This is a genomic window from Sphingomonas floccifaciens (assembly GCF_042681125.1).
GTDB lineage: Bacteria > Pseudomonadota > Alphaproteobacteria > Sphingomonadales > Sphingomonadaceae > Sphingomonas > Sphingomonas floccifaciens.
In genome coordinates this window covers 468,917-490,182 of record NZ_JBHUFC010000006.1, presented here as the reverse complement: position 1 = coordinate 490,182, position 21,266 = coordinate 468,917, and the positions used below count along the sequence as shown (strand labels likewise).

Below are 21,266 nucleotides of genomic sequence, written 5' to 3'. Positions count from 1 at the left end.
ATCGAAAGAGCGTGTCAGCCCTTCACGTGACCGCTGATGTGCTTGTTCATTTCGAACATCGTGACCTTGTCCTTGCCGAAGACCTTCTTCAGCTTGTCGTCGGCCAGGATTTCCCGCTTGTTTTCCGGGTTCTGCAGGTTGTTCTTCTTGATGTGCTCCCACATCTTGCTAACGATCTCGCTGCGCGGCAGCGGACCCTTGCCGACGACGGCGGCGAGCTCTTCAGAGGGGGTCACCGGCTTCGAGATGCCACCGCGAGCCGCACCCGCTTTCTTCGCTTCTGCCACTTGTGTTCTCCTGTCGTTGCGGACGCCTGCCGGCGCCTGGCTGGTTATTCCTTGGTCAGCGCCGACGGCTTATGCGCCGCCTTGCCGCCCTTGTCGCTCTTGACGATATATTGCGGGTCATCCGGCGACGCGCTCACTTTATGGCCTTTGATCGAGGTGTCCGACGTCACCTTCTTCTCGACCTTGCCGTGTGCGGTCCCACCGGGGGACGTCCACTTTACCTCGTCGCCTTTCTTCAACTGCTTCGCCACCTGATCATCCTCCATCCGGACTCGATGGAGAGACAATCTCGCGGCGCGCTGATGGTTGCATGGCCGAAAGGATCGGTGCTGTCGAGAGGGGCGGGTGAAACCGCCCCCTCGGTGGGGCAAGGCGTCAGAAGCCGAACCGGCCGGTCACGCCGTAGAAGCGCGGCTGGCTGGGATAGCCGGCATAGGTGCCGGTCTGTTCGGGCACCGCGAAGCCCGTCACATTGTAATATTGATTGGTCAGGTTCTCGACCCAGAATTCCAGACGCTTGGTGCGGTCTTCGCTCTGGATGCCGATCCGGGCGTTGATGATCGGATAGCCCGGATTGAAGATCGGCGTGCGGCCCGTGATCGGGTTCGGCGAGGCCGAGGGCACGTTCACTTCCGAATTGTAGCGCATGTCGGCATGGAGCAGCGCGCGCCATTCGCCGGTCAGGTGCGGCGTCCACGTCGTCGCGACCGTCACGACATTTTCGGGCTGGTTGTTGATCCGCTGCCCCTCCGAACCGGCGAACAGCGTGCCGTTGAAGTTGTTCGACGCGTCATAGCGCGCGTCGAGCCACGTGTAGCCCAGGCGGACGTTGAAGTCGCGGATCGGCTGGATGACGGCTTCGGCCTCGACGCCCTTGCTCGTCGTGCGCGGGATGTTGAAGACGACGAAGCTGTTGCCGCTGAACAGCAGGTTCTGCAGATTCTGGAACTTCTGGTAGAAGGCCGCCGCGTTGAAGGTAAAGGCGCGCGACGGGCTTAGCTTGACGCCCAGCTCATACGCATCGACCGTCTCCGCGCCGAAGCGAAGATCGCTCGCCTGGGGGCCGTTGCCCCCCAGAATGACCGAGTCGAAGCTTGCCTGGTCCATGTTGTAGCCGCCCGACTTGTAGCCGCGGTCGTAGCTGACATAGCTCAGCACTTCGTCCGACAGCTTGTACGCCAGCTTGGCCGTACCGGTCAGCTTGTTCTCGGTCCGCTTGTCGGCGTAGCTGCCGTTGAACTCAGTCGATACGGCCGGGTTGCACGACAGCAGGAACAGGTTGTTGAACAGCGCGGTATTCGCCTGTCGGATCGCACTGCGATAGGTGACGGCCCGGGGGTCGGTGCTGTTGAAGAAGCCGCAGGCCGCGGTGTCGTTGCGGATCGTCGCCGTGAAGTCCTTGGTTTCGTGGTTCCAGCGCAGGCCGAGCGTCAGCGACAGTTGGTCGGTCAGACGGATAATGTTGTGCGTGAAGGCGGCGAAGGCGTTGGTCTTCGTGCGATAGTTGTTGCTGTTGCCTTGCCCTGCCGTGTTCCCGGTCAGCGGCGTGTTGAGGTATGCGAACAGTGCCGGGCTGGCGGCGGCAGCGGCCTGAAGCTGCGGGCTGGAGGCGAGCAGCACCTGGCTGAACAACGGCACGCCGCCGCTGGTGCCGGCGGCGGGGAAGGACCCGAAGAACTGCGCGCCTGTCGGCAGCGCTGCACTCGTCGTTGCGCCACGCAGCAGGAAGTCGACATAGCGGTTGGCGTCGTTGCCAAGGCGGACCGTATCGAACAGGCGATTGTCCTCATTCAGGTAGAAACCGCCGATGAGGAAATCGAGCTTGCCGTCGAGCAGCGAGCCCTGGAGGCGGACTTCCTGGGTGAAATCCTTGATGCCGACCGTGTAGTTGTCGCGGTACGCGCGATCGATGCCCGAGAAGTCGATGTCCTGGTCGCGCAGCACGCTCCAGTCGCGATAGGCGGTGATCGACGTGAGCTTCAGGTCGCCGATGTCGGCGTTGAGCTCGCCGGAGACGCCCCAGTCGCGGACCTTCTCGGCATAGTTGCGGTTGGGCGAGATCGCCATCGTCCGGTCCTGCGGCGGGCCATTGTAGATGCCGTCGCGGCCGGACAGTCCGGCGATGGCGTCGATCGCGTTCGCGGTCGGCCCGCGGACGACGGTGACGGCGCCGCAGCATTGTTCGTCGGTGCGGTAATAGTCGCCGATCAGGCGGAAGCTGAAGGTCGAGGTATCGTACAGCGCCTGGCCGCGGACGTACCAGCGGTCGAGGTCGTTAATCGCGCGGCCCGGTGTGTTCGCATCCTTGATATAGCCGTCACGCTGGCGCCAGCCGCCATCGACACGCAGCGCGAGCTGTTCGGTCACCGGCCCGGTAATGCCGCCCTTGACCGAATAGGCGTCGTAATTGCCGTACGTCCCCTCGACGTAGCCGCCGAAATCGAACTTCGGCTGCGCGGTGAAGATGCTGAGTGCGCCGGCGGAGGTGTTGCGACCGAACAGCGTGCCCTGCGGGCCGCGCAGGATCTCGACCCGATCGACTTCGGGCAGTTCGGCGACCGCGATGCCCGCGCGACTGCGGAAGACGCCGTCGATGAAGATGCCGACGGCGGGTTCGAAGCCGGGGTTGTCGCCCGACGTGCCGATGCCGCGGATCGAGATATTGGTGTTGTTCGCGTTCGACTGGCCGGTGACCGTTTGGAGCGACGGCGCCAGCTGCTCCAGTCCGCGCACGTCGGTGACGTTGGCGTTCTGCAACAGGTCGCCGGCGACCGCAGTGATCGCGATCGGCACGTCCTGCACGGTCTCGTCGCGGCGGGTCGCGGTCACGACGATGTCGTTGGCGGACTGATAGTCCTGCTCGCTCGCCGGCGCACCGCCGGTGCCGCCGGTCGGCGCAGTCTGGGCGATCGCAGGCGTGGCGGCGATCAACGCGAGCGCGGAGGCGGTGAACAGGCTGGTCTTCATGGCAGGCATCCCCTCTTCGACACCGGCCGCCCTTGGCGTTCCGGCTGAATAATCTACTGGACTAGGTAACGAATGCGGTTTCGACGCGTCAACAAAAGCGGGCCTTGGCATCGGCGGATTTGCGCCGATGTTGCCCGGATGAAACGATCGACCGTAAAAGGTTGGCGTAAAGCGCGGATGCCGTAGCGGAATGTGGATCGCAAGGGCGAAGGGATAGAATGACCGATCATCACGCAACCGACCCGGCCGACGGCGATCTCGTCGCGCCGGCTCCCAAGATTCCGGTGCCGGACGACGTCGCGGCGGCGGTCGCGACCCTGATTCGCTGGGCCGGGGACGACCCCACGCGCGAAGGCCTGCTCGACACGCCGAAGCGGGTGGCGCGGGCGTGGCGGGAATATTGCCAGGGCTATGGCGAGGATCCGAAGGTCCATCTGTCTCGGGTGTTCGAGGAAGTCGGCGGCTATGACGAGATCGTCCTGCTGAAGGACATTCCGTTCCAGTCGCACTGCGAACACCATATGGCCCCGATCATCGGCCGCGCGCACATCGCCTATCTGCCGCAGGACCATGTTGTCGGCATCTCGAAGCTGGCGCGCGTGCTTCACGGCTTCGCCCGGCGGTTGCAGGTGCAGGAACGGCTGACGGCCGAGGTCGCCGATTGCATCTGGGAGGGGCTGAAACCGCGCGGCGTCGCCGTCGTGATCGAAGCCACCCACGCCTGCATGACCGCGCGCGGCGTCCGCACGCCGGGCGTCGGCATGGTGACCAGCCGGATGATGGGCGTCTTCCGCGACGACGAACGCAGCCGGGCGGAGGTCCTGAAACTGATGGGGATGCGATGATCCTGACCGATCCGGCTGCGATGCATCGGGCTGTATTCGCGGCCTTTCCTGACCTCGCGGAAATGCCGATCACCGTGCATGACGGCGGCTGGGACAGCGTCGCGATCGAGTTGGGGCCTTGGATCTGCAAGTTCCCGCGGGACGAGGACGGTTTCGACGCCCTTCGGCGCGAAGCAGCGGTTCTCGATATCGTGCGATCCGGTCTGACGATACCGGTGCCGGACATGGTCGTGATCGACGGCCCGCCGTTCTTTACCCGGCATCGGATGCTGCTGGGCGGGGCGCTGACCACGCAAGCCTATGCCGCGCTGTCAGCGGAGCGTCGCGCAGCGCTGGCGCAGGATGTTGCGCGGTTCCTGGCCGAACTCCATGCGATCGACGCCGACTGGTCCGCTGTCGGTGTCGAGGCGGAGGATGAGGATGACGACGTTGATCTCGGAGAAGGGCTCGCGCTGCTCCCATCCGAACTCCGGGCCACCGCTGAACGGATGATTGCCGACCACGTTGCGCTCGGCGCCGATCCGCTGGGGGAGGGGTTTTGCTATCTCGATGCACACGGCCGCAATTTCGCGTTCGATGCGCAGGCGGGACGGTTGGCCGGGGTCTATGACTTCGGCGACGTCGCGATCGCTGGCCGGCACGAGGAGTTTATCGAGCCGGCCTATGTCTCCCGGGATCTGGCACGCGATGTAATCGCGGCATACGAGGCGCAAACTGGGCAGGTCGTCGACCGCACGCGGGTCGAAACGCTGATCGGGATGCAGCGGCTGACCGAGCTTGCAGACAATGCGGACCATCCGGCGCATGGCGCGACGGTTCGGGACTATGCGGTCGACTGGTTTGCGCAGCCTACGCTTGCGTAGAAGCTGATCCCACTATCGAGATCGCCTTGTGCTCCGGCGGTCATACTTCAAGACAGAGGAAGCATGAGGTTGAAGGAGCGGTGTTCCCGCGCAGGCGGGAACACCGCTCCTCACCCCGCCCGATTGGCCGCGCTGAGGACGGCGCGGACGCTGGCGGTGGCGACGTCGGCGTCGATGCCCACGCCCCATATCGTGCCGCCATCGGCCGTCCGGCATTCGACATAGGCGGCAGCCTGCGCATCGGACCCGTGGCCAATCGCGTGCTCGCTATAGTCGACCACGTCGAGCGTCGGGCCGGTTGTGTCGGCCAGCGCCGCAATCACGCCGGAGATCAGGCCGTTGCCGCGGCCGGAGATCGAGCGATCCTCGCCATCGACGCGAACCCGGCCGACGAAGATGCGGTCGCCCGCCGTGCCGCTTTCCTCGTAATCGACCAGCGCGAAACGGTCGTCGGGCTTGGCAAGATAGGTATCCTCGAACCGCGACCAGATATCGGCAGCGCCCAGCTCGCGGCTGGTTTCGTCCGCCATCGCCTGGACGTGGCGGCTGAAATCGGCCTGAAGGCGCTTGGGCAGTTTCAGGCCCTTGTCCTGTTCGATCACCCAAGCGACGCCGCCCTTGCCCGACTGCGAATTGACGCGGATCACCGCCTCGTAATCGCGGCCGACGTCCTTGGGATCGATCGGCAGATAGGGGACTTCCCAGAAATCGTCGTTGCGCGCGTCCTGCGCGGCGAAGCCCTTCTTGATCGCGTCCTGGTGACTGCCCGAAAAGGCGGTGAACACCAAGTCGCCGCCATAGGGATGGCGCGGATGGACGGGCAGTTGGGTGCAATATTCGACCGTCTTGATGACTCGATCGATGTCGGAAAAATCAAGCCCCGGATCAATGCCTTGCGTGTACATGTTCAGCGCGACTGTAACCAGGCAGACGTTGCCGGTACGCTCGCCGTTGCCGAATAGGCAGCCCTCGACCCGATCGGCGCCCGCCATCAGCCCCAGTTCGGTCGCGGCGACGCCGGTGCCGCGGTCATTGTGGGTGTGGAGCGAAATGACCACGCTGTCGCGATTGCGGATGTTGCGGCCGAACCATTCAATCTGGTCGGCATAGACGTTAGGCGTCGCGCATTCGACGGTCGCTGGCAGGTTGAAGATGATCGGCTTGTCGGGCGTCGGCTGGAGCACGTCCATCACCGCCTCGCACACGTCCAGGCTGACCTCCAGCTCGGCGGTCGAGAAGGTTTCCGGCGAATATTCGAACCGCCAGTCGGTGCCGGGATATTTCGCCGCCTGATCGCGCAGCACCTTAGCGCCGTCGATCGCGACCTCCCGGACCTGGGCGGGGGTCATGCCGAAGACGATCTTGCGCCACGCCGGGCTGACCGCATTGTAGAGGTGGACGATCGCGGTCTTCGCGCCTTCGAGGCTGGCGAAGCTGGTTTCGATCAGGTCGCGGCGTGACTGGGTCAGCACCTGGACGGTCACGTCGTCGGGGATGCGGCCGTCGCGGACGAGGCTCGAGATGAAGTCGAATTCGGTCGCGCCGGCGCTGGGGAAGCCGACCTCGATCTCCTTCAGCCCGACTGCGACGAGCAGGTCGAAGAAGCGTGCCTTCTTTTCCGCATCCATCGGGTCGATCAGCGCCTGGTTACCGTCGCGCATGTCGGTCGACAGCCAGCGTGGCGCCTGGGTGATGGTGCGCGACGGCCATTGGCGATCGGGCAGGGCAACGGTCGGGAAGGGGCGGTATTTGGCGGATGGATTGCGCAACATGGACTCGGCTCTCGCAGGCGTAAGGCGGTTCGTCGTTATGGTCGAAGCTGGCCCTTAGGCGCGTCGCCGCGGGTCGCCCGCACGGCCGTCGGTCGCGCCTAAGGGCGCGTAAGTCGAAGCAGCGAGAGTGCGCGTGTCGTCGTCATCGAGGGGCGCGCCTACCGCGAATGCCGCGCCGAAGTCCAATGTTTCAATTGTTACGACCGAGGCGATAGATAAAATCGCGCGTGGCTGATGTCGATCAACCGGCAATTTCCACCGATTTAACACTTGCTTGCGCAAAGCTGTCGGCAACGGGCGGGGGCCCTTCATGGATAACGACCGATGCGCCAGATTCTCTATATCAGCACCGCCAGCAATATGGTCGACGCATCGACGGCGGACGCGATCCTCGCGGTGTCACAGCGAAACAATTCGGCCGACGATGTGACCGGCCTGTTGTATTTCGACGGCAAGCGCTTCCTCCAGGCACTGGAGGGCGAGGCGGCGGCGGTGAGCCGCGCGCTGGCGCGAATCGAAGGCGACCCGCGCCACCGGGCGATCGTCATCCTGTCCGACCGCATCGTCGAGGAACGCGAGTTCGGCGCTTGGTCGATGGCCTATCGCGCGCCCGGCACCGATGCCGATCGCTTCGTCGAACGCGTGTCGACTATGGTCGCCGGCGCATCGGCCAACGTCCGCGCGACCTTCACCAGCTTCGCCGAGACGCGCCGCGCCGCGTGAGCGGACGCGCCCCGGCGCTAGAGTTGGTTGCGATCAGCTTTGTTCCACCGTTCCTGCTGAGCGAAGTCGAAGCACCTAGTGGAGGGCTACCCTTCCACTTCGCTCAGGGCGAACGGGAGTGATCAAAGCTGATCGCTTCAGGTTCTAGGGATCACTTCTCGAAGGCGGCGGTGATGTCCAGCCGGACGTCGTCCGACACCAGCGGGATCGCCATCGACACGCCATAGTCGCTGCGCTTGATGACGGTCGTCGCATGGAAGCCGATCGTTTCCTTGCCGCCCATCTGCGCCGGCATCTTGCCCGCGCCTGAGAAAGTGGCGTCGAGCGTCACCGGCTTGGTCACGCCGTTCAGCGTCAGATTGCCGGCGATCTTCGCACGCTGACCGGTCGCGACGACGCTGGTCGACACGAAGCGGGCATCGGCCGGGGCGGGGCCGAAGAAATCGGGCTTGCCGCCGTCCTTGCCGGCGCGCAGCAGGTGCGCGGTCAGACCGGCGCTGGCGGTCGTCACCTTCGACACCGGGATCGTCACGTCGACCTTCGAGGCGTTCGGACGCTTCGGGTCGAGCGTCAGCGTTCCGGTGACGCTGCCGAAGATGCCGAAATAATCGTTGAAGCCGAGGTGATCGACACGCCAGCCGATCAGCGTGTGATTGGGGTCGACGCTGTAGGTGCCACCGGTGATCGCGGCGATGGCGGCGGGGGTCTTCGATCCCGGCTTCTGCATCGCCTGCTGGGCGACGATCGGGGTGGCGACCACGGCGGTGGCGGCGATCAGGATAAGCGGCAGGCGCATGGAAATAATCTCCCTGTTAGGATGCGCGCGACAGTGCGGGCAGGCGGGGCGTGCGTCAAACCCCGTTTGGGAAACGCTGCGTTTGCGCGGCTACCGCACCACGCCGCGGATCAGGTCGAACCGGATGCGCACCCAGACGCCCAGTTGCGGCTTGCCATCGACCGATGGCGGCACGACCAGGAACTGCCACGCCGCGCGCCGCAGGCCGCGGGCGATGCCCGAACCCGGGGTCTCGCCGAGCTCACGGCAATTCTCGACGCGGTAGCGGTCCGTCGTCTGACAGGCGATCATGCCCCAGCCTTCGGTCGCGTTGGGCGGCAGGAAGGGGGCAAGCTCGGCGCGGGTCGGCTCGCGGTACCAGTCGGCGGCATAGAGCGTGCGGCCGCCGGGCGCCTCGCTCGGGCCATAGACGGGCTTGCCGCCGCCCGCCTTGGCGGTCGCGGTGCCTTCGCCGGGTTCGGCCGCCTTCGACTTGAGCTTGCCGATGTCCGACGCGGCGAAATCGTCGCGGGTCAGTACGATCATGCTCGGATCGCGCGGGACGGCGACGGGTACGGGCGGCGGCGGAGGGGGGCGCTCGGACGGCGGGGGCGGCGTCGTCTGCCGCTCAGGCTGCGGCTGGGCCGGGCGGGGTTCGGATTTTGTCGCGCTTTTCTGCACGCTGGGCGGGGTCACGTCGAACGTGGACAGCGGATTGCCGCTATCGCCCATGTCGACGAACTGCGCCGTGGTCGCCCAGAGCAAGGCCAGGACCAGCGCGGCGATGATCGCCAGCGACAGGCCGGACGCCGCCAGACGTTCGCGAAGCGGCGGGCGGGCGTCGTAGGCGGAGATACGGTACGACGCGGGCATTGGCGGCGCGGTAGCTCAGGTCTGGCGGGACGGCAATCGGGGGATGGCGGGCGGGTGCTCGATCCCCAAATGTACCCTGACCGGCGCGAGGGTGTCGGGTGGCGCCATCGGCTGCGATCCACCCGCCGGCCCGTCGGACCCGGCCAAGCCGGGCCCTATGGGCCGGCTCAGCCGGGCCGGCCGGTCGGCCGGCAAGTGCGAAGTAACTCCGTTAATTCTTGGCCTTGTCGACCAACTTATTCGCCCCGATCCACGGCATCATCGCGCGCAGTTCGCTGCCGGTCTTCTCGATCGGATGCGCTTCAGCCAGCTTGCGGGCGGCCTTCAGCTCCGGCTGGCCGGCGCGGTTGTCGAGGACGAAGTTCTTCACGAAGCGGCCCGACTGGATGTCGGCGAGCACGCGCTTCATTTCCTTCTTCGTCTCGTCGGTGATGATCCGCGGACCCGTGACGATGTCGCCATATTCGGCGGTGTTGCTGATCGAATAGCGCATGTTGGCGATGCCGCCCTCATACAGCAGGTCGACGATCAGCTTGGTTTCGTGGAGGCACTCGAAATAGGCCATTTCGGGGGCGTAGCCAGCCTCGACCAGCGTCTCGAACCCGGCCTGGATCAGGTGGGTGATGCCGCCGCACAGCACTGCCTGCTCGCCGAACAGGTCGGTTTCGCACTCCTCGCGGAAGTTCGTCTCGATGATGCCCGACCGGCCGCCGCCGACGCCCGAGGCATAGGCGAGTGCGATGTCGTGGGCGTTGCCCGACTTGTCCTGATGGATCGCGACCAGGCAGGGCACGCCGCCGCCCTTGACGTATTCGCTGCGCACGGTGTGGCCGGGCCCCTTGGGCGCGATCATGATCACGTCGATATCGTTGCGCGGTTCGATCAGGCCGAAGTGGACGTTCAGGCCATGGGCGAACGCGATGGTGCTGCCCGGCTTCAGGTTGGCATGCAGATCCTCGGCATAGATCGCCGCCTGATGCTCGTCGGGCGCCAGGATCATCAGGATGTCGGCCCAGGCGGCCGCGTCCTTGTTGTTCATGACCTTGAAGCCGGCGCCTTCGGCCTTCTTCGCGGTCGGCGAGCCGTCGCGCAACGCGATCGCGACGTCCTTCACGCCCGAATCGCGCAGGTTCTGCGCGTGGGCATGACCCTGCGAGCCATAGCCCAGGATGGCGATCTTCTTGTTCGAGATCAGGTTCAGATCGGCGTCGCGATCGTAATAGACACGCATTGGATGGTCCCTTTAGCTCCCTCTCCCGGTGGGAGAGGATACGAAGGCTTGGCGGCTGTGCCGCCTAGCCGGAGTTGGTGAGGGTGGTGTGGGGCATGGCGGGCGGCTGCCCTCACCCTTCCGCTGCCTTCGGCAGCGGGCCCCTCCCTCTCCCAATGGGAGAGGGGTTGAAACTTACGCCCCCTCGCGGCCCCGCGCGATGGCGACGATGCCGGTGCGGGCGACTTCGACCAGGCCGACTTCGCCCATCAGCTCGACGAACTTGTCGATCTTGTCGCGACCGCCGGTGACTTCGAACACGAAGCTGGACGTCGTCGCGTCGACCACGCGGGCGCGGTAGACGTCGGCCAGACGGAGCGCCTCGATCCGGTGATCGCCGCTGCCGGCAACCTTCACCAGCGCCAGCTCGCGTTCGACATGCTGCCCCTCGGCTGTCAGGTCGCGGACCTTGTGAACGGGGACCAGCCGGTCGAGCTGCGCCACGATCTGTTCGAGCACGTGCGCGCTGGCCGAGGTGACGATGGTGATCCGGCTGACCGCCTTGTCCTCGGTCACTTCGGACACGGTCAGGCTCTCGATATTATAGCCGCGCGCGGTGAACAGGCCGGCGATCCGGGCGAGGATGCCGGGTTCGTTGTCGACGATGACCGCCAAAGTGTGGCGTTCGGTGGCTTCGGATTTGATGTGCATTTCAATCTCTCAGATCCTCCCCGCTGGCGGGGAGGGGGAGTGTCAGGTTGTATTGCCCCCGGCAATTCAAGATCATGCCGGTGGCATGATCGACCTGCCACTCGACGCGTAAGCGGCGTGGTGGAGGGGGTGTGCCGCTGGCGCTGTGCTCGCGGAGGTCCCCCTCCACCAAGCTTCGCTTGGTCCCCCTCCCCGTGCCGGGGAGGATTTTTACACCAAGGCCTTCGCCTCGTCGTCCATCTCGCCCGAGACTTCCGCCGCCTGCAGCAGCATCTCGGTATGTGCCGCGCCGCTCGGGATCATCGGGAAGCAGTTGGCGAGTTTCGCGACGCGGCAATCGACCATCACCGGCCCGTCATGGTCGAGCATCGCGGCGATGCCGTCGTCCAGTTCGCCCATCGTCTCGATGCGGATGCCCTTCCAGCCATAGGCCTCGGCCAGCTTCACGAAGTCGGGCAGCGCGTCCGAATAGCTTTCCGAATAGCGCGACTGGTACGTCAGCTCCTGCCACTGGCGGACCATGCCCATATATTCGTTGTTCAGGATGAAGATCTTGACCGGCAGGCGATATTGGGTCGCCGTCGCCAGTTCCTGAATGTTCATCTGGATCGACGCTTCGCCGGCGATGTCGATGCACAGGGCGTCCCGATTGCCGAGCTGCGCGCCAATCGCGGCGGGCAGGCCATAGCCCATTGTGCCAAGTCCGCCGGAGGTCAGCCACTTGTTCGGCGCCTCGAACCCGAAGTGCTGTGCGGCCCACATCTGGTGCTGGCCGACCTCGGTCGAGACGATCGGCGCGCGGGCCTTGGTCGCTTCGTACAGCGCACGGATCGCGCGCTGCGGCATGATCTCGGTCCCGTCGCCTTCGGGAAAGTCGAGACACTTGGCCTGGCGCCAGCCCTCGATCCGGTTCCACCATTCGGTCGTGTCAGGCTTCGGATGGCCACGCGCCGCCCAGACCTCCAGCATCGCGGCGAGCGCGGCGCCGGCATCGGCGATGATGGGCAGGTCGATGCGCACGGTCTTGTTCACGCTCGACCGGTCGATATCGATATGCACCTTGCGGCTGTTCGGGCTGAACGCGTCCAGCCGCCCGGTCACGCGGTCGTCGAACCGCGATCCGATCGCGATGACCAGATCGGCCTTGTTCATCGCGTAATTGGCTTCGTACGTGCCGTGCATCCCCAGCATCCCCAGCCACTGCGGTGAGGAGGCAGGGAAGGCGCCCAGGCCCATCAGCGTCGACGTGACCGGCGCGCCGGTGATCTCGGCCAGTTCGCGCAGCATCCGCGATGCATCGGGACCGGCATTGATGACGCCGCCGCCGGTGTAGAACACCGGGCGTTCGGCCGCCGCCAGCATGTCGACCGCCTGTTCGATCGCCGCCATGTCGGGCGCGATCTGCGGGCGATAGGTCTTGTGCTGGATCGGGCCGGGCTTTTCGTAGCGCGCGGTCGCGACCTGGACGTCCTTGGGAATGTCCACGACGACCGGGCCGGGACGGCCGGAGGTCGCGATATGGAACGCCTCGTGGATCGTCGCGCCCAGCGTCGCGGGGTCCTTCACCAGATAATTATGCTTGGTGCAGTGGCGCGTGATGCCGACCGTATCCGCTTCCTGAAACGCGTCGGTGCCGATCAGCGCGGTCGGAACCTGCCCGGTGATGACGATCATCGGGATCGAGTCCATCAGCGCGTCGGTGATGCCGGTGACGGCATTGGTCGCGCCGGGGCCGGAGGTGACGAGCACGACCCCCGGCTTGCCGGTGGCGCGGGCATAGCCCTCAGCGGCATGGGTCGCCGCCTGTTCGTGGCGAACCAGGATGTGGCGGATCGTCGACTGCTGGAACAGCGCGTCATAGATCGGCAGGACCGCGCCGCCCGGATAGCCGAACACGACCTCGACACCCAGGTCGGTCAGCGCCTGGATCAGGATGTCGGCTCCACTCTTCTCGGTCACGTCTCGGTCCTTCGCGGTGTTCGCATGTGCAATATCATGCGAACGCCGCGGCTGCTACCGACATGAAAGTGATGCGTCAACCTTTATATTCGCAATAATGTTTCAATTGATCTGCCAAGAGCATCAGTTTGTGTCTCATCGGTTCGTAGCCACTCGCTCGGTGGCTGGTTCCTGAACCAGGTGTACTGGCGCTTGGCGTATTGGCAGGTGGCGACGGCAGCGCGGGCAAGCGCTTCTTTTTCGGAGATTTTTCCGGACAGCCAGTCGCCGATCTCCGGCACCCCGATCGCCCGACGGACGGGCGCGTCGGCGGGCACGTCGCTGCGCGCCAGCAGATGCTCGACTTCCCTGATCCCACCGCTGGCGAACATCGCGTCCAGCCGCGCGTCGCAGCGGTCGAACAGCCAGTCACGCGGGGGGAGCAGGATCATGGCCGCCAGCGTGACGCGATCCCCGATCCCGCCGCTACGTTCGGCCTGCCAGTCGGCGAGAGGGCGGCCGGTCGACAGCACCACCTCCAGCGCACGCGCGACGCGGGTGGTGTCGGCGGGGTTCAGTCGGGCGGCCGCGGCGGGGTCGTGCCGTGTCAGCCGGGCATGGTTGTCGGCGACCGTAGCGTTGCGGACGTCGGCGCGGATCGCCGGATCGATCTCGGGCACCGGCGCGATGCCGTCGATCAGGGTGCGCAGGTACAGGCCGGTTCCGCCCACGAGGATCGGCAGGCCCCCGTTTGCATGGACCTGATCGATCGCCTCTGTCGCCTCGGCCGCCCAGCGCGCCGCGGAATAGCCGGTGTCGGCGCCATCGACATGGCCGAACAGCCTGTGCGGGGCGCGCAATTCTTCCTCCACGCTGGGGCGGGCGGAGAGGATGCGCAGGTCGGCATAGACCTGGCTCGCATCGGCATTGATGACGGTACCGCCGTGACGTTCGGCCAGAGCCAGTGCAATAGCGGTCTTGCCGCCGGCCGTCGGGCCTGCGATGATAGCAAGTCGGGGTTTCACCACCACCACCAAACCCCCCGTTCGTCCTGAGCGTGTCTAAGCGCCATCCATCTCTTCATGGCGCCATAAAGAAGAAGAACGATCTTCCGACAAGCGCGAGTCTGGCGCGCGGAAGCATTTCTGGAGTCGCGATGTTCACGGTCACGTTGATCGCGCCGGGGCGGCTGTCCACCGGCGACATATCCACTGCGCAGGATCGGCTGGCGGCACACGGGTGCGCGCCGGCCGCCTGGGGGTGGATCGACGAGGGCGACGCCGCCGACATCGCCATCGCGCTTTCGCCCGACGCGGCCCGTACTGCGCTGGAAGGGGCGTTCGCGCACACCGACATCGTCGTACAGCCGAGCGAGGGGCGGGCAAAGGCGCTGATCGTCGCCGATATGGATTCGACGATGATCACGGTCGAGTGCATCGACGAACTCGCCGACTATGCCGGGATCAAGCCGCAGATCGCCGAGATCACCGAACGCGCGATGCGCGGCGAACTCGATTTCGCCGGCGCGCTCGATGCGCGGGTCGCGTTGCTAGCGGGCCTGGACGAAGGGGCGATCGACCGGTGCCTCGCCGAACGCGTCACGCTGATGCCCGGCGCGAAGACCCTGGTGCGCACGATGAAGGCGCGCGGGGCTTACGGCGTACTCGTCTCGGGCGGCTTCACCCGCTTTGCCGAGCCGGTGGGGGCGGAGATCGGTTTCGACCGGGTCGTCGCCAACCGCCTGGTGGTGGCGAACGGCCAACTGACCGGCGCGGTCGAACGACCGATCGTCGATTCCGGTACGAAACAGGCTGAATTGACCCGTGCGGTGGCCGCGCGTGGGCTGGTCGCGGCACAGGCGCTCGCGGTCGGCGATGGGGCGAACGATCTTCAAATGATCCAAGTGGCAGGGTTGGGCGTTGCATATCACGCCAAGCCGATCGTTGCGGCGGCTGCTGGCGTCAGGATCGATCATAACGACCTGACTGCGCTGTTGTGGGCGCAGGGAATTCCGCGGTCGGAATGGGTCGAAACGTCGTGAATGACGAATATTATGATATTCAGGCGTGGCCTGAGCGCTGCCGCCTGGAAATCACCTTCCGCGGGATGTGGACCACGTCGGTCGCCGATCGCTTCCGCACGGATCTGCACGCCGACCTGCGACGGATGAGAGCTGCGGGGGTAACTGACGATCGCGTCATCGTTCTGGCTGACATGACCGGTCTGTCGATCCTGTCGGCGATCCTGACACCGGTGTTCGGTAGATTCGCGACAGAGGAAGCCGGGGTCGCCGCAATGGTCGCGGTCGCGTTTTCGTCCGTGATGTCGCTGATGCAGCTGCGGCGGCTGACGGCGGGGCAGGACCAGTTCGCCTTCTTTTCCAACCGCGAAGATGCGATCCACTGCCTGGACCGATACGAAGAGAGCAGACCCTGATCGTCAGAGGTCCGGCTGCGCAAGCAACCACGCGCGCGCACCCGCTTCCTCGTCGAACAGCTCATGTCCGGCCAGGTTCGCCATGCGCTTGGCCTGCAATTTGGACAACGGGCTGGTCATCACGACCGCGGTAGCGGCACGGAGCGCGTCCTTTCCGTACGCGATGATCCGAGCGTGCGCCTGGGCGACCTCCTGCGACTGGATCGGATAGTCCGACATGTCGACCAGTATCCGGCGACACCCGCCAAAGGGTTTCAGCCCCTCTGTCTGGCGATGGAGTTCGGCGATATAGCCCGGAAGGATTTCGCTGGGCCAGAAACCCGAAACCGCGATCCGCATGAGCTGGCATTCCGGCTCTACGGTAATGCTATACACCGGTCATCCTCGCCCCGTCCTTTCGTCTCCAGCGAGTTTAGTCGGCGGCTCTGAAGGAAAGGTTATCGGGCGCGTGCGGCTCGTCTGCGGACGCCTGCACTTTCTGCCTGCGGGTGCAACATGTTGCCTCGCTAACTTCAGCCGGGACGCCGGTCACCGTTAACCCCTTCTTGAGACAGCGTGTGTCATCCCCGTTGGCGTAACAAACGCAAAGGGTGGCAATGCGCGTATTGGCGATGGCATCGCAGAAGGGCGGATCGGGGAAGACGACCCTGTCCGGGCACCTTGCCGTGCAGGCTCAACGGGCGGGCGCCGGTCCCGTCGTCCTCATCGATATCGATCCGCAAGGGTCGCTGAGCGATTGGTGGAACGAACGGCAGACCGAATTCCCGGCCTTTGCCCAGACCACTGTCGCGCGCCTGGCCGCGGACCTGGACGTATTGCGGCAGCAGGGCTTCAAGCTGGCCGTCATCGACACGCCGCCGGCGATCACGATGGCGATCCAGAGCGTCATCGCGGTGGCCGAACTGATCGTCATCCCGACGCGTCCGTCGCCGCACGATCTGCGCGCGGTCGGCGCAACGGTCGACCTGTGCGACCGCGCCGGCAAGCCGCTGATCTTCGTCGTCAATGGCGCAACCCCCAAGGCACGTATCACCAGCGAGGCTGCCGTCGCGCTGTCGCAGCACGGTACCGTGGCGCCGGTGACGATCCACCATCGTACCGATTTCGCCGGGTCGATGATCGACGGCCGTACGGTCATGGAAATCGATCCGCGCGGCAAATCGGCCGCGGAGGTCGAGGCGCTGTGGGGCTATATCTCCGACCGACTGGAAAAGAACTTCCGCCGCACCGTCTTCGCCGCGCCGAATACGATCGGCTATCCGGTGCAACGCCCCGCCGCCGGCTTCGGCCGCCGCGTGGTGAGCTGAGGGGAGGCGAAATGTTCGGATCGAACAAGCCGACCGCATCGCTGTCGTCCGGCCTGCTCGCCCGCAAGGGCCAGGCGCGCCCGGCGATGCGTCCGCAGGGCTTCCACGGGGGTGGCACGACGCTCGACGACCTTGGCTGGAACGACATGGGTGAGGAGGCTTTCCGGCCGGCGCCCGTGATTGCGATCACGCCCGAGGCCGCTCCGGTCGCACCGCCGGTCGCGGTCGTGCCGCCGGTGCTGGTGGAGCGCGAATCGCTGCGCGAGGAAGTCGAGGCGCCGGCCCCGGTCGCTCCTCCCGCCGACGTTTCTAGGGTCGCGGCCACACCGATGACCGCCAAGGGCAAGGCCGCGTTCACGCTGCGCCTCGATTCGGATCGTCACCTGCGTCTGCGTCTGGCGTCGGCCAGTCGCAATCGGTCGTCACAGCAGCTCGTCGTCCAGGCGCTCGACGCGTTTCTCGCGACCCTGCCAGAGGTCGATGGCCTGGCTCAACAGCTGACCGCCGATACCGCTCCGAAGGGGAAGTCATGACCAAGCGCACTCTGATTGCCGCCGCGCTACTGACGAGCGTACCGTTGGCCGGCGGGGTCGCCGCCGGGGACGCCGGCGGAGAACGTCGCGCTGCGTCGCAGGCGAGGGACGCGCAAAAGGCGCTCGACAAGCGCAAGGTGGCAAAGGCCGTCGCCGGTGCCGAGGCCGCGGTCGCGCTCGACCCGCGCAACGCGGGCTATCGCACCTTACTCGGCAAGGCGTATCTCGCGGCCGGGCGCTTCCCCTCCGCGGTCAGTGCGCTCTCTGATGCCCTGTCGCTCGATCCGGCGAACGGGACCGCGGCGCTCCATCTGGCGCTGGCGCAGATCGGGATCGGCCAGTGGGACGTCGCCCGCACGACGCTGACGGCGCATGAGAATGAGATCGGCGCGGCCGACCGTGGCCTCGCCTATGCGCTGGCCGGCGATCCGGTCACGGCGATCGCCGTCCTGACCCAGGCTGCACGCGGCCCGCAATCGGATGCGAAGACGCGCCAGAATCTGGCGCTCAGCCTGGCGCTGGCCGGGCGTTGGAACGAGGCGAAGGCGGTCGCGTCCTTCGACATGTCGCCGGCCGACGTCGATGCGCGCATGGAGCAATGGGCCGCTTTCGCGCGCCCGACCGGTGCGGCCGACCAGGTCGCGGCGCTGCTGGGCGTCGTCCCGGTGGAGGATGGCGGCCAGCCCCAACGCCTGGCACTGAATGCGACCGCCCCGAGCTATGCCGCGGCCGCGCAGGCGATTCCGGCCGCCGAAGGCCTGCCGCAGTCGTCCTCGGTCGCGATCGCGGCGGCAGCGCTGGTTTCGGAGCCTTCGCCCCTCAAGACCACGTCGGCGCCGGTTGCGGGAGCAGCGCCAGTAACCGGGGCAGGGCGCGCAGCCGCCACGATCAGCTTCGCTCCGCGCCGCGAGATCGTCCAGCCGATCCCGACGGGCGTGCTGATGAAGCTGCCAACGACGCCGCGCCTCCGCGCCGTGAAGTTCGGATCGATGCCGCCAGTGCCGGCAAAGCCCGCGACGATGACGGCGTGGACGCCGAACAAAGGCGATTTCTACGTCCAGCTCGGCGCCTATGAGAATGCCGGTGTCGCCAAGGCGGCCTGGGCTCGTCTGACGCACCGTATCCCGGCGCTCGGCGGACATGCCCCAAGCGGCGCGCAGATCGCGAACGGCGGCAAGCAATATTATCGCCTTGCCGTCGGTGGGTTCGCTCGCGCCGATGCCAACGCGCTGTGTCGCAAGGTCCGGACCGGCGGGGCGGGCTGCTTCGTCCGCATCGGGGCGGGCGATGCGACCGCCGCCTGGGTCAAGCCGGCGGGGAGTGTCGCCCTCGCGATGCGCTGACCCGCACCCATCGTTGTCCCCGCCGTCACGGGGATGACGTGGGAGGTCCTCAGCCGACGATCTCGTTGCCGCCCTTGAACAGCCGCAACACCTTGCCCTGAACCGGCAGACCATCGAACGGCGTATTCCCGTCCCGGCTTTCCGAAATCTGCCAGGGCGCGCCGGGATCGAACAGGATCAGGTCGGCAGGCTTTCCCGCCTCCAGTGTGCCGCCATCGAGCCCCAGCACCCGCGCCGGGTTGGCCGCCAGCAGCGCGAACAGGCGGTCCATCGGCAATTCCATACGGAGCGCCAGCGCCAGCAACGTCGTCGCCCCTGCCGCGCCGGACGCCGAATCGGCGAACGGCAGTCGCTTTTCCTCTGGGCCGCGCGGGTCGTGACCCGATCCGATCACGTCGATCGTCCCGTCCTGCACCGCCGCGACACAGGCCTGCCGGTCCGCCTCGCAGCGGAGCGGGGGGGAGAGATGGGCATAGGTGCGGAAGTCGTTCGCCGCGATATCGCTCAGCATCAGATGTGCAGGCGTGATGCCGCAGGTGACGGCGACGCCGCGTCGCTTGGCGGCGCGGACCAGATCCAGGCCCTGGCGTGTCGTCACCTGTCGTATGTGCAGCCGCGCGCCGGTCTCTTCCGCCAGCATAATGTCGCGCGCGATCGCCAGCGCCTCCGCAATGGCGGGAGCGGATGGCAGACCGAGCAATGTCGCGGTCAGTCCGTCGGTCGCAACCGCATCGCCGGTCAGCCCGGCATCCTCGGCATGCGTAATGACGGTCAGCCCGCAATCACCGGCATAGGCCAGCACTTTGCGCATGATGCCCGAATCGGCGATCCACCGCCGTCCGGTCGCCACCGCGCGCGCGCCGGCACCGGCGATGATCGCCATTTCGGCCAGATCTCGCCCCTCCAGCCCCTTGGTCGCGGCGGCCAGCGGGTGGATCCAGAGTTCAGGCTTGCCCATCGTCGCCGCACGGCGGACGATGCCGGGGTCGTCCAGCACCGGCGACTGGTCGGGCATCAAGGCGACCCGCGCGATCCCGCCGCGACGGCACGCGGCCTTGTCCGCGGCGAAGGCGGCGACGTCGATGATCGCCGGCGCCAGCGTATTGCCGCGGCAGTCGATCGTCTCTGCCTCGCCCGACAGCGTCTCGACGATCGTATCGCCCTCGACCAGCAACTCGCCGTCGCGGATGCCGCCTGCCGGACAGACGATGCGCGCGTTGGTGAAGCGGATAGCGCTCATGCCCAGCCCTCCACACCGCGCGACTTGCGCGTCAGCACGTCGAGACATGCCATGCGGACAGCGACCCCCATCTCGACCTGTTCGGTGATGGCGGATCGGGTCGGGTGATCCGCGACCTCCGACGTGATCTCCACCCCGCGGTTCATCGGTCCGGGATGCATCACCAGCGCGTCCGCCTTCGCCCGCGCCAGCCGCTCGGCGGTCAGGCCGTAGCGGAGGTGATACTCCCGGCTCGACGGGATGAAACCGCCCGACATGCGCTCGTTCTGGACACGCAGCATCATCACGACATCGGCACCCTCCAGCGCGGCGTCGAAGTCGGTGAAGGCGGTGACGCCGAACTCCTCGATCGCCGGCGGCATCAGCGTGGAGGGCGCGCAGACGCGAACCTCGGCAGCGAGCGCGGTCAGCGCCAGGATGTTCGACCGCGCAACCCGGCTGTGCAGTACGTCGCCGCAGATGACGACCCGCTGACCCTCGACCGCGCCACGCCGACGGCGGATGGTCAGCGCGTCAAGCAGCGCCTGGGTCGGATGCTCGTGCCGCCCGTCGCCGGCATTCAGTACGGGGCAGTCAACCTTTTCCGCGATCAGCCGCACCGCGCCGCTCGACATATGCCGGATGACGATCACATCGGCGCGCATGGCGTTGAGCGTCACCGCGGTGTCGATCAGCGTCTCGCCCTTCTTCACGCTCGACTGCGCCGCGTGCATGTTCACGACGTCCGCCCCCAGTCGCTTGCCCGCGATCTCGAAGCTCAGCAGTGTGCGTGTCGAGTTTTCGAAGAAGGCGTTGATCTGGGTGATGCCGGCCAGGCGGCCGTCGCCCTTCGCTCGCGTTCGATTGGCTTCGATCCAGCCCTCTGCCTCGTCGAGCAGGAACAGGATCTCATGGGGCTGCAATCCGGCGATGCCGGTCAGGTGGCGATGCGGGAACGCCGCCCGTCCCGGCGGGTAGGCGTGGCGGTGATGCAAGGGACTCGACATTAAAACCGCTGCCTAATGCGCGTCTGGAAAGGGGGCAATCGCCAATCCGCCCCGTCTCGTCGCACGGTAGGTTGTCGGCCATGCACCTTCATGATTTTGCAGGTTTTGCGGGATAATCAGGCAATCTCGGGTTAGAGTGAGGGCGGGATGGCAACGGCATATCGGCCGATACTGGCCAGCGACAGGATCGAACGGCGGCGGACGGCACGGTTCAATGCGGCCGGCAGCGCGCTTGTCGGCAGCGTGGCCGGCGAACTGACCGAGATCTCTGCCTACGGCTGTCGCCTGGTCGCCTCGGTCGATCCGACCCTCGACGGCCCGATCGAACTCAGCCTCGATGGCGCCGCGCCGGTCGCCGCGACGGTGATCTGGAACCGGGCCGGCGTGCTGGCCTGCCGCTTCGACGCGCCGATCAGCCGGGCTCAGCTCCGCGCGCTGACGATCCAGGACAATTGAT

At 66.3% G+C, this 21,266-nt stretch carries 22 protein-coding genes; 9 read left to right on the top strand and 13 right to left on the bottom strand.

Translation table 11 applies throughout. The features are described from left to right. Positions 1–14 precede the first annotated feature (14 nt). The 3 genes from ACFSC3_RS15930 to ACFSC3_RS15920 all read right to left on the bottom strand — a co-directional run bounded on the left by ACFSC3_RS15930 (position 15) and on the right by ACFSC3_RS15920 (position 3,254). A complete protein-coding gene (locus tag ACFSC3_RS15930) occupies positions 15–287 on the bottom strand; it encodes an SWIB/MDM2 domain-containing protein (RefSeq protein WP_380941411.1) in 273 nt (90 codons plus the stop codon). Between the two features lie 44 nt (positions 288–331). Beyond that, positions 332–553, bottom strand: coding sequence for a hypervirulence associated TUDOR domain-containing protein (locus tag ACFSC3_RS15925; protein WP_380941410.1), 222 nt, complete (start codon positions 551–553; stop codon positions 332–334). Between the two features lie 109 nt (positions 554–662). After that, entirely contained in the window at positions 663–3,254 is a 2,592-nt protein-coding gene (locus ACFSC3_RS15920) for a TonB-dependent receptor (protein ID WP_380941409.1), read from the bottom strand. A 218-nt stretch (positions 3,255–3,472) separates the two neighbouring features. Between ACFSC3_RS15920 and folE the strand changes: the two genes are divergently transcribed. Beyond that, a complete protein-coding gene (folE, locus tag ACFSC3_RS15915) occupies positions 3,473–4,099 on the top strand; it encodes a GTP cyclohydrolase I FolE (protein WP_380941408.1) in 627 nt (208 codons plus the stop codon). Then, positions 4,096–4,962 carry a phosphotransferase family protein gene (locus tag ACFSC3_RS15910; protein WP_380941407.1) on the top strand — a complete coding sequence of 289 codons (867 nt, stop codon included), beginning with the start codon at positions 4,096–4,098 and terminating at the stop codon, positions 4,960–4,962. Before folE ends, ACFSC3_RS15910 begins: the two co-directional genes overlap by 4 nt. Before the next feature lie 110 nt (positions 4,963–5,072). Here ACFSC3_RS15910 and leuA read toward each other — a convergent pair whose 3' ends face one another. Further along, on the bottom strand, positions 5,073–6,734 hold the full coding sequence (leuA, locus tag ACFSC3_RS15905) for a 2-isopropylmalate synthase (RefSeq protein WP_380941406.1): 1,662 nt from the start codon (positions 6,732–6,734) through the stop codon (positions 5,073–5,075). A 324-nt stretch (positions 6,735–7,058) separates the two neighbouring features. Here leuA and ACFSC3_RS15900 point away from each other — a divergent pair, with 324 nt between their 5' ends. Then, the gene (locus ACFSC3_RS15900; protein ID WP_380941405.1) at positions 7,059–7,457 is read left to right on the top strand and encodes a BLUF domain-containing protein; all 399 of its coding nucleotides are present in this window, start codon (positions 7,059–7,061) and stop codon (positions 7,455–7,457) included. Between the two features lie 151 nt (positions 7,458–7,608). On the opposite strand, the gene ACFSC3_RS15895 is transcribed toward ACFSC3_RS15900, so the two are convergent. From ACFSC3_RS15895 to miaA, 6 genes are all read right to left on the bottom strand, one after another. Then, positions 7,609–8,253 carry a YceI family protein gene (locus ACFSC3_RS15895; RefSeq protein WP_380941404.1) on the bottom strand — a complete coding sequence of 215 codons (645 nt, stop codon included), beginning with the start codon at positions 8,251–8,253 and terminating at the stop codon, positions 7,609–7,611. Between the two features lie 90 nt (positions 8,254–8,343). Then, positions 8,344–9,105: a hypothetical protein gene (locus ACFSC3_RS15890; protein ID WP_380941403.1), complete on the bottom strand. Its 762-nt coding sequence runs from the start codon at positions 9,103–9,105 to the stop codon at positions 8,344–8,346. Between the two features lie 211 nt (positions 9,106–9,316). Next, entirely contained in the window at positions 9,317–10,336 is a 1,020-nt protein-coding gene (ilvC, locus tag ACFSC3_RS15885; protein WP_380941402.1) for a ketol-acid reductoisomerase, read from the bottom strand. Positions 10,337–10,510: 174 nt separating this feature from the next. Next, positions 10,511–11,026 carry an acetolactate synthase small subunit gene (gene ilvN, locus ACFSC3_RS15880; protein WP_380941401.1) on the bottom strand — a complete coding sequence of 172 codons (516 nt, stop codon included), beginning with the start codon at positions 11,024–11,026 and terminating at the stop codon, positions 10,511–10,513. Positions 11,027–11,236: 210 nt separating this feature from the next. Continuing rightward, positions 11,237–12,985, bottom strand: a complete 1,749-nt coding sequence (locus tag ACFSC3_RS15875; protein ID WP_380941400.1) for an acetolactate synthase 3 large subunit — start codon at positions 12,983–12,985, stop codon at positions 11,237–11,239. A gap of 83 nt (positions 12,986–13,068) precedes the next feature. Continuing rightward, entirely contained in the window at positions 13,069–13,989 is a 921-nt protein-coding gene (gene miaA, locus ACFSC3_RS15870) for a tRNA (adenosine(37)-N6)-dimethylallyltransferase MiaA (RefSeq protein ID WP_380941399.1), read from the bottom strand. 131 nt (positions 13,990–14,120) lie between these two features. Between miaA and serB the strand changes: the two genes are divergently transcribed. After that, complete coding sequence (gene serB / locus ACFSC3_RS15865; protein WP_380941398.1) at positions 14,121–15,005, top strand: phosphoserine phosphatase SerB; 885 nt, start codon at positions 14,121–14,123, stop codon at positions 15,003–15,005. Further along, positions 15,002–15,400 carry a hypothetical protein gene (locus ACFSC3_RS15860; RefSeq protein WP_380941397.1) on the top strand — a complete coding sequence of 133 codons (399 nt, stop codon included), beginning with the start codon at positions 15,002–15,004 and terminating at the stop codon, positions 15,398–15,400. The genes serB and ACFSC3_RS15860 overlap by 4 nt, the downstream gene beginning before the upstream one ends. A gap of 3 nt (positions 15,401–15,403) precedes the next feature. On the opposite strand, the gene ACFSC3_RS15855 is transcribed toward ACFSC3_RS15860, so the two are convergent. Further along, positions 15,404–15,775, bottom strand: coding sequence for a hypothetical protein (locus ACFSC3_RS15855; protein ID WP_380941396.1), 372 nt, complete (start codon positions 15,773–15,775; stop codon positions 15,404–15,406). Between the two features lie 221 nt (positions 15,776–15,996). Here ACFSC3_RS15855 and ACFSC3_RS15850 point away from each other — a divergent pair, with 221 nt between their 5' ends. From ACFSC3_RS15850 to ACFSC3_RS15840, 3 genes are read left to right on the top strand one after another with little or no spacing between them, the layout of a single operon-like run. Further along, on the top strand, positions 15,997–16,707 hold the full coding sequence (locus ACFSC3_RS15850; protein ID WP_380941395.1) for an AAA family ATPase: 711 nt from the start codon (positions 15,997–15,999) through the stop codon (positions 16,705–16,707). 11 nt (positions 16,708–16,718) lie between these two features. Continuing rightward, the gene (locus ACFSC3_RS15845; RefSeq protein ID WP_380941394.1) at positions 16,719–17,240 is read left to right on the top strand and encodes a hypothetical protein; all 522 of its coding nucleotides are present in this window, start codon (positions 16,719–16,721) and stop codon (positions 17,238–17,240) included. Beyond that, positions 17,237–18,583, top strand: a complete 1,347-nt coding sequence (locus ACFSC3_RS15840; RefSeq protein ID WP_380941393.1) for a tetratricopeptide repeat protein — start codon at positions 17,237–17,239, stop codon at positions 18,581–18,583. The genes ACFSC3_RS15845 and ACFSC3_RS15840 overlap by 4 nt, the downstream gene beginning before the upstream one ends. A 49-nt stretch (positions 18,584–18,632) precedes the next feature. Here ACFSC3_RS15840 and ACFSC3_RS15835 read toward each other — a convergent pair whose 3' ends face one another. After that, positions 18,633–19,823, bottom strand: coding sequence for a dihydroorotase (locus tag ACFSC3_RS15835; RefSeq protein ID WP_380941392.1), 1,191 nt, complete (start codon positions 19,821–19,823; stop codon positions 18,633–18,635). Next, on the bottom strand, positions 19,820–20,809 hold the full coding sequence (locus tag ACFSC3_RS15830) for an aspartate carbamoyltransferase catalytic subunit (RefSeq protein ID WP_380941391.1): 990 nt from the start codon (positions 20,807–20,809) through the stop codon (positions 19,820–19,822). The genes ACFSC3_RS15835 and ACFSC3_RS15830 overlap by 4 nt, the downstream gene beginning before the upstream one ends. A gap of 147 nt (positions 20,810–20,956) precedes the next feature. On the opposite strand from ACFSC3_RS15830, the gene ACFSC3_RS15825 reads away from it, so the two are divergent. Further along, the gene (locus ACFSC3_RS15825) at positions 20,957–21,265 is read left to right on the top strand and encodes a PilZ domain-containing protein (protein WP_380941390.1); all 309 of its coding nucleotides are present in this window, start codon (positions 20,957–20,959) and stop codon (positions 21,263–21,265) included. The last annotated feature ends 1 nt before the right edge of the window (position 21,266 follow it).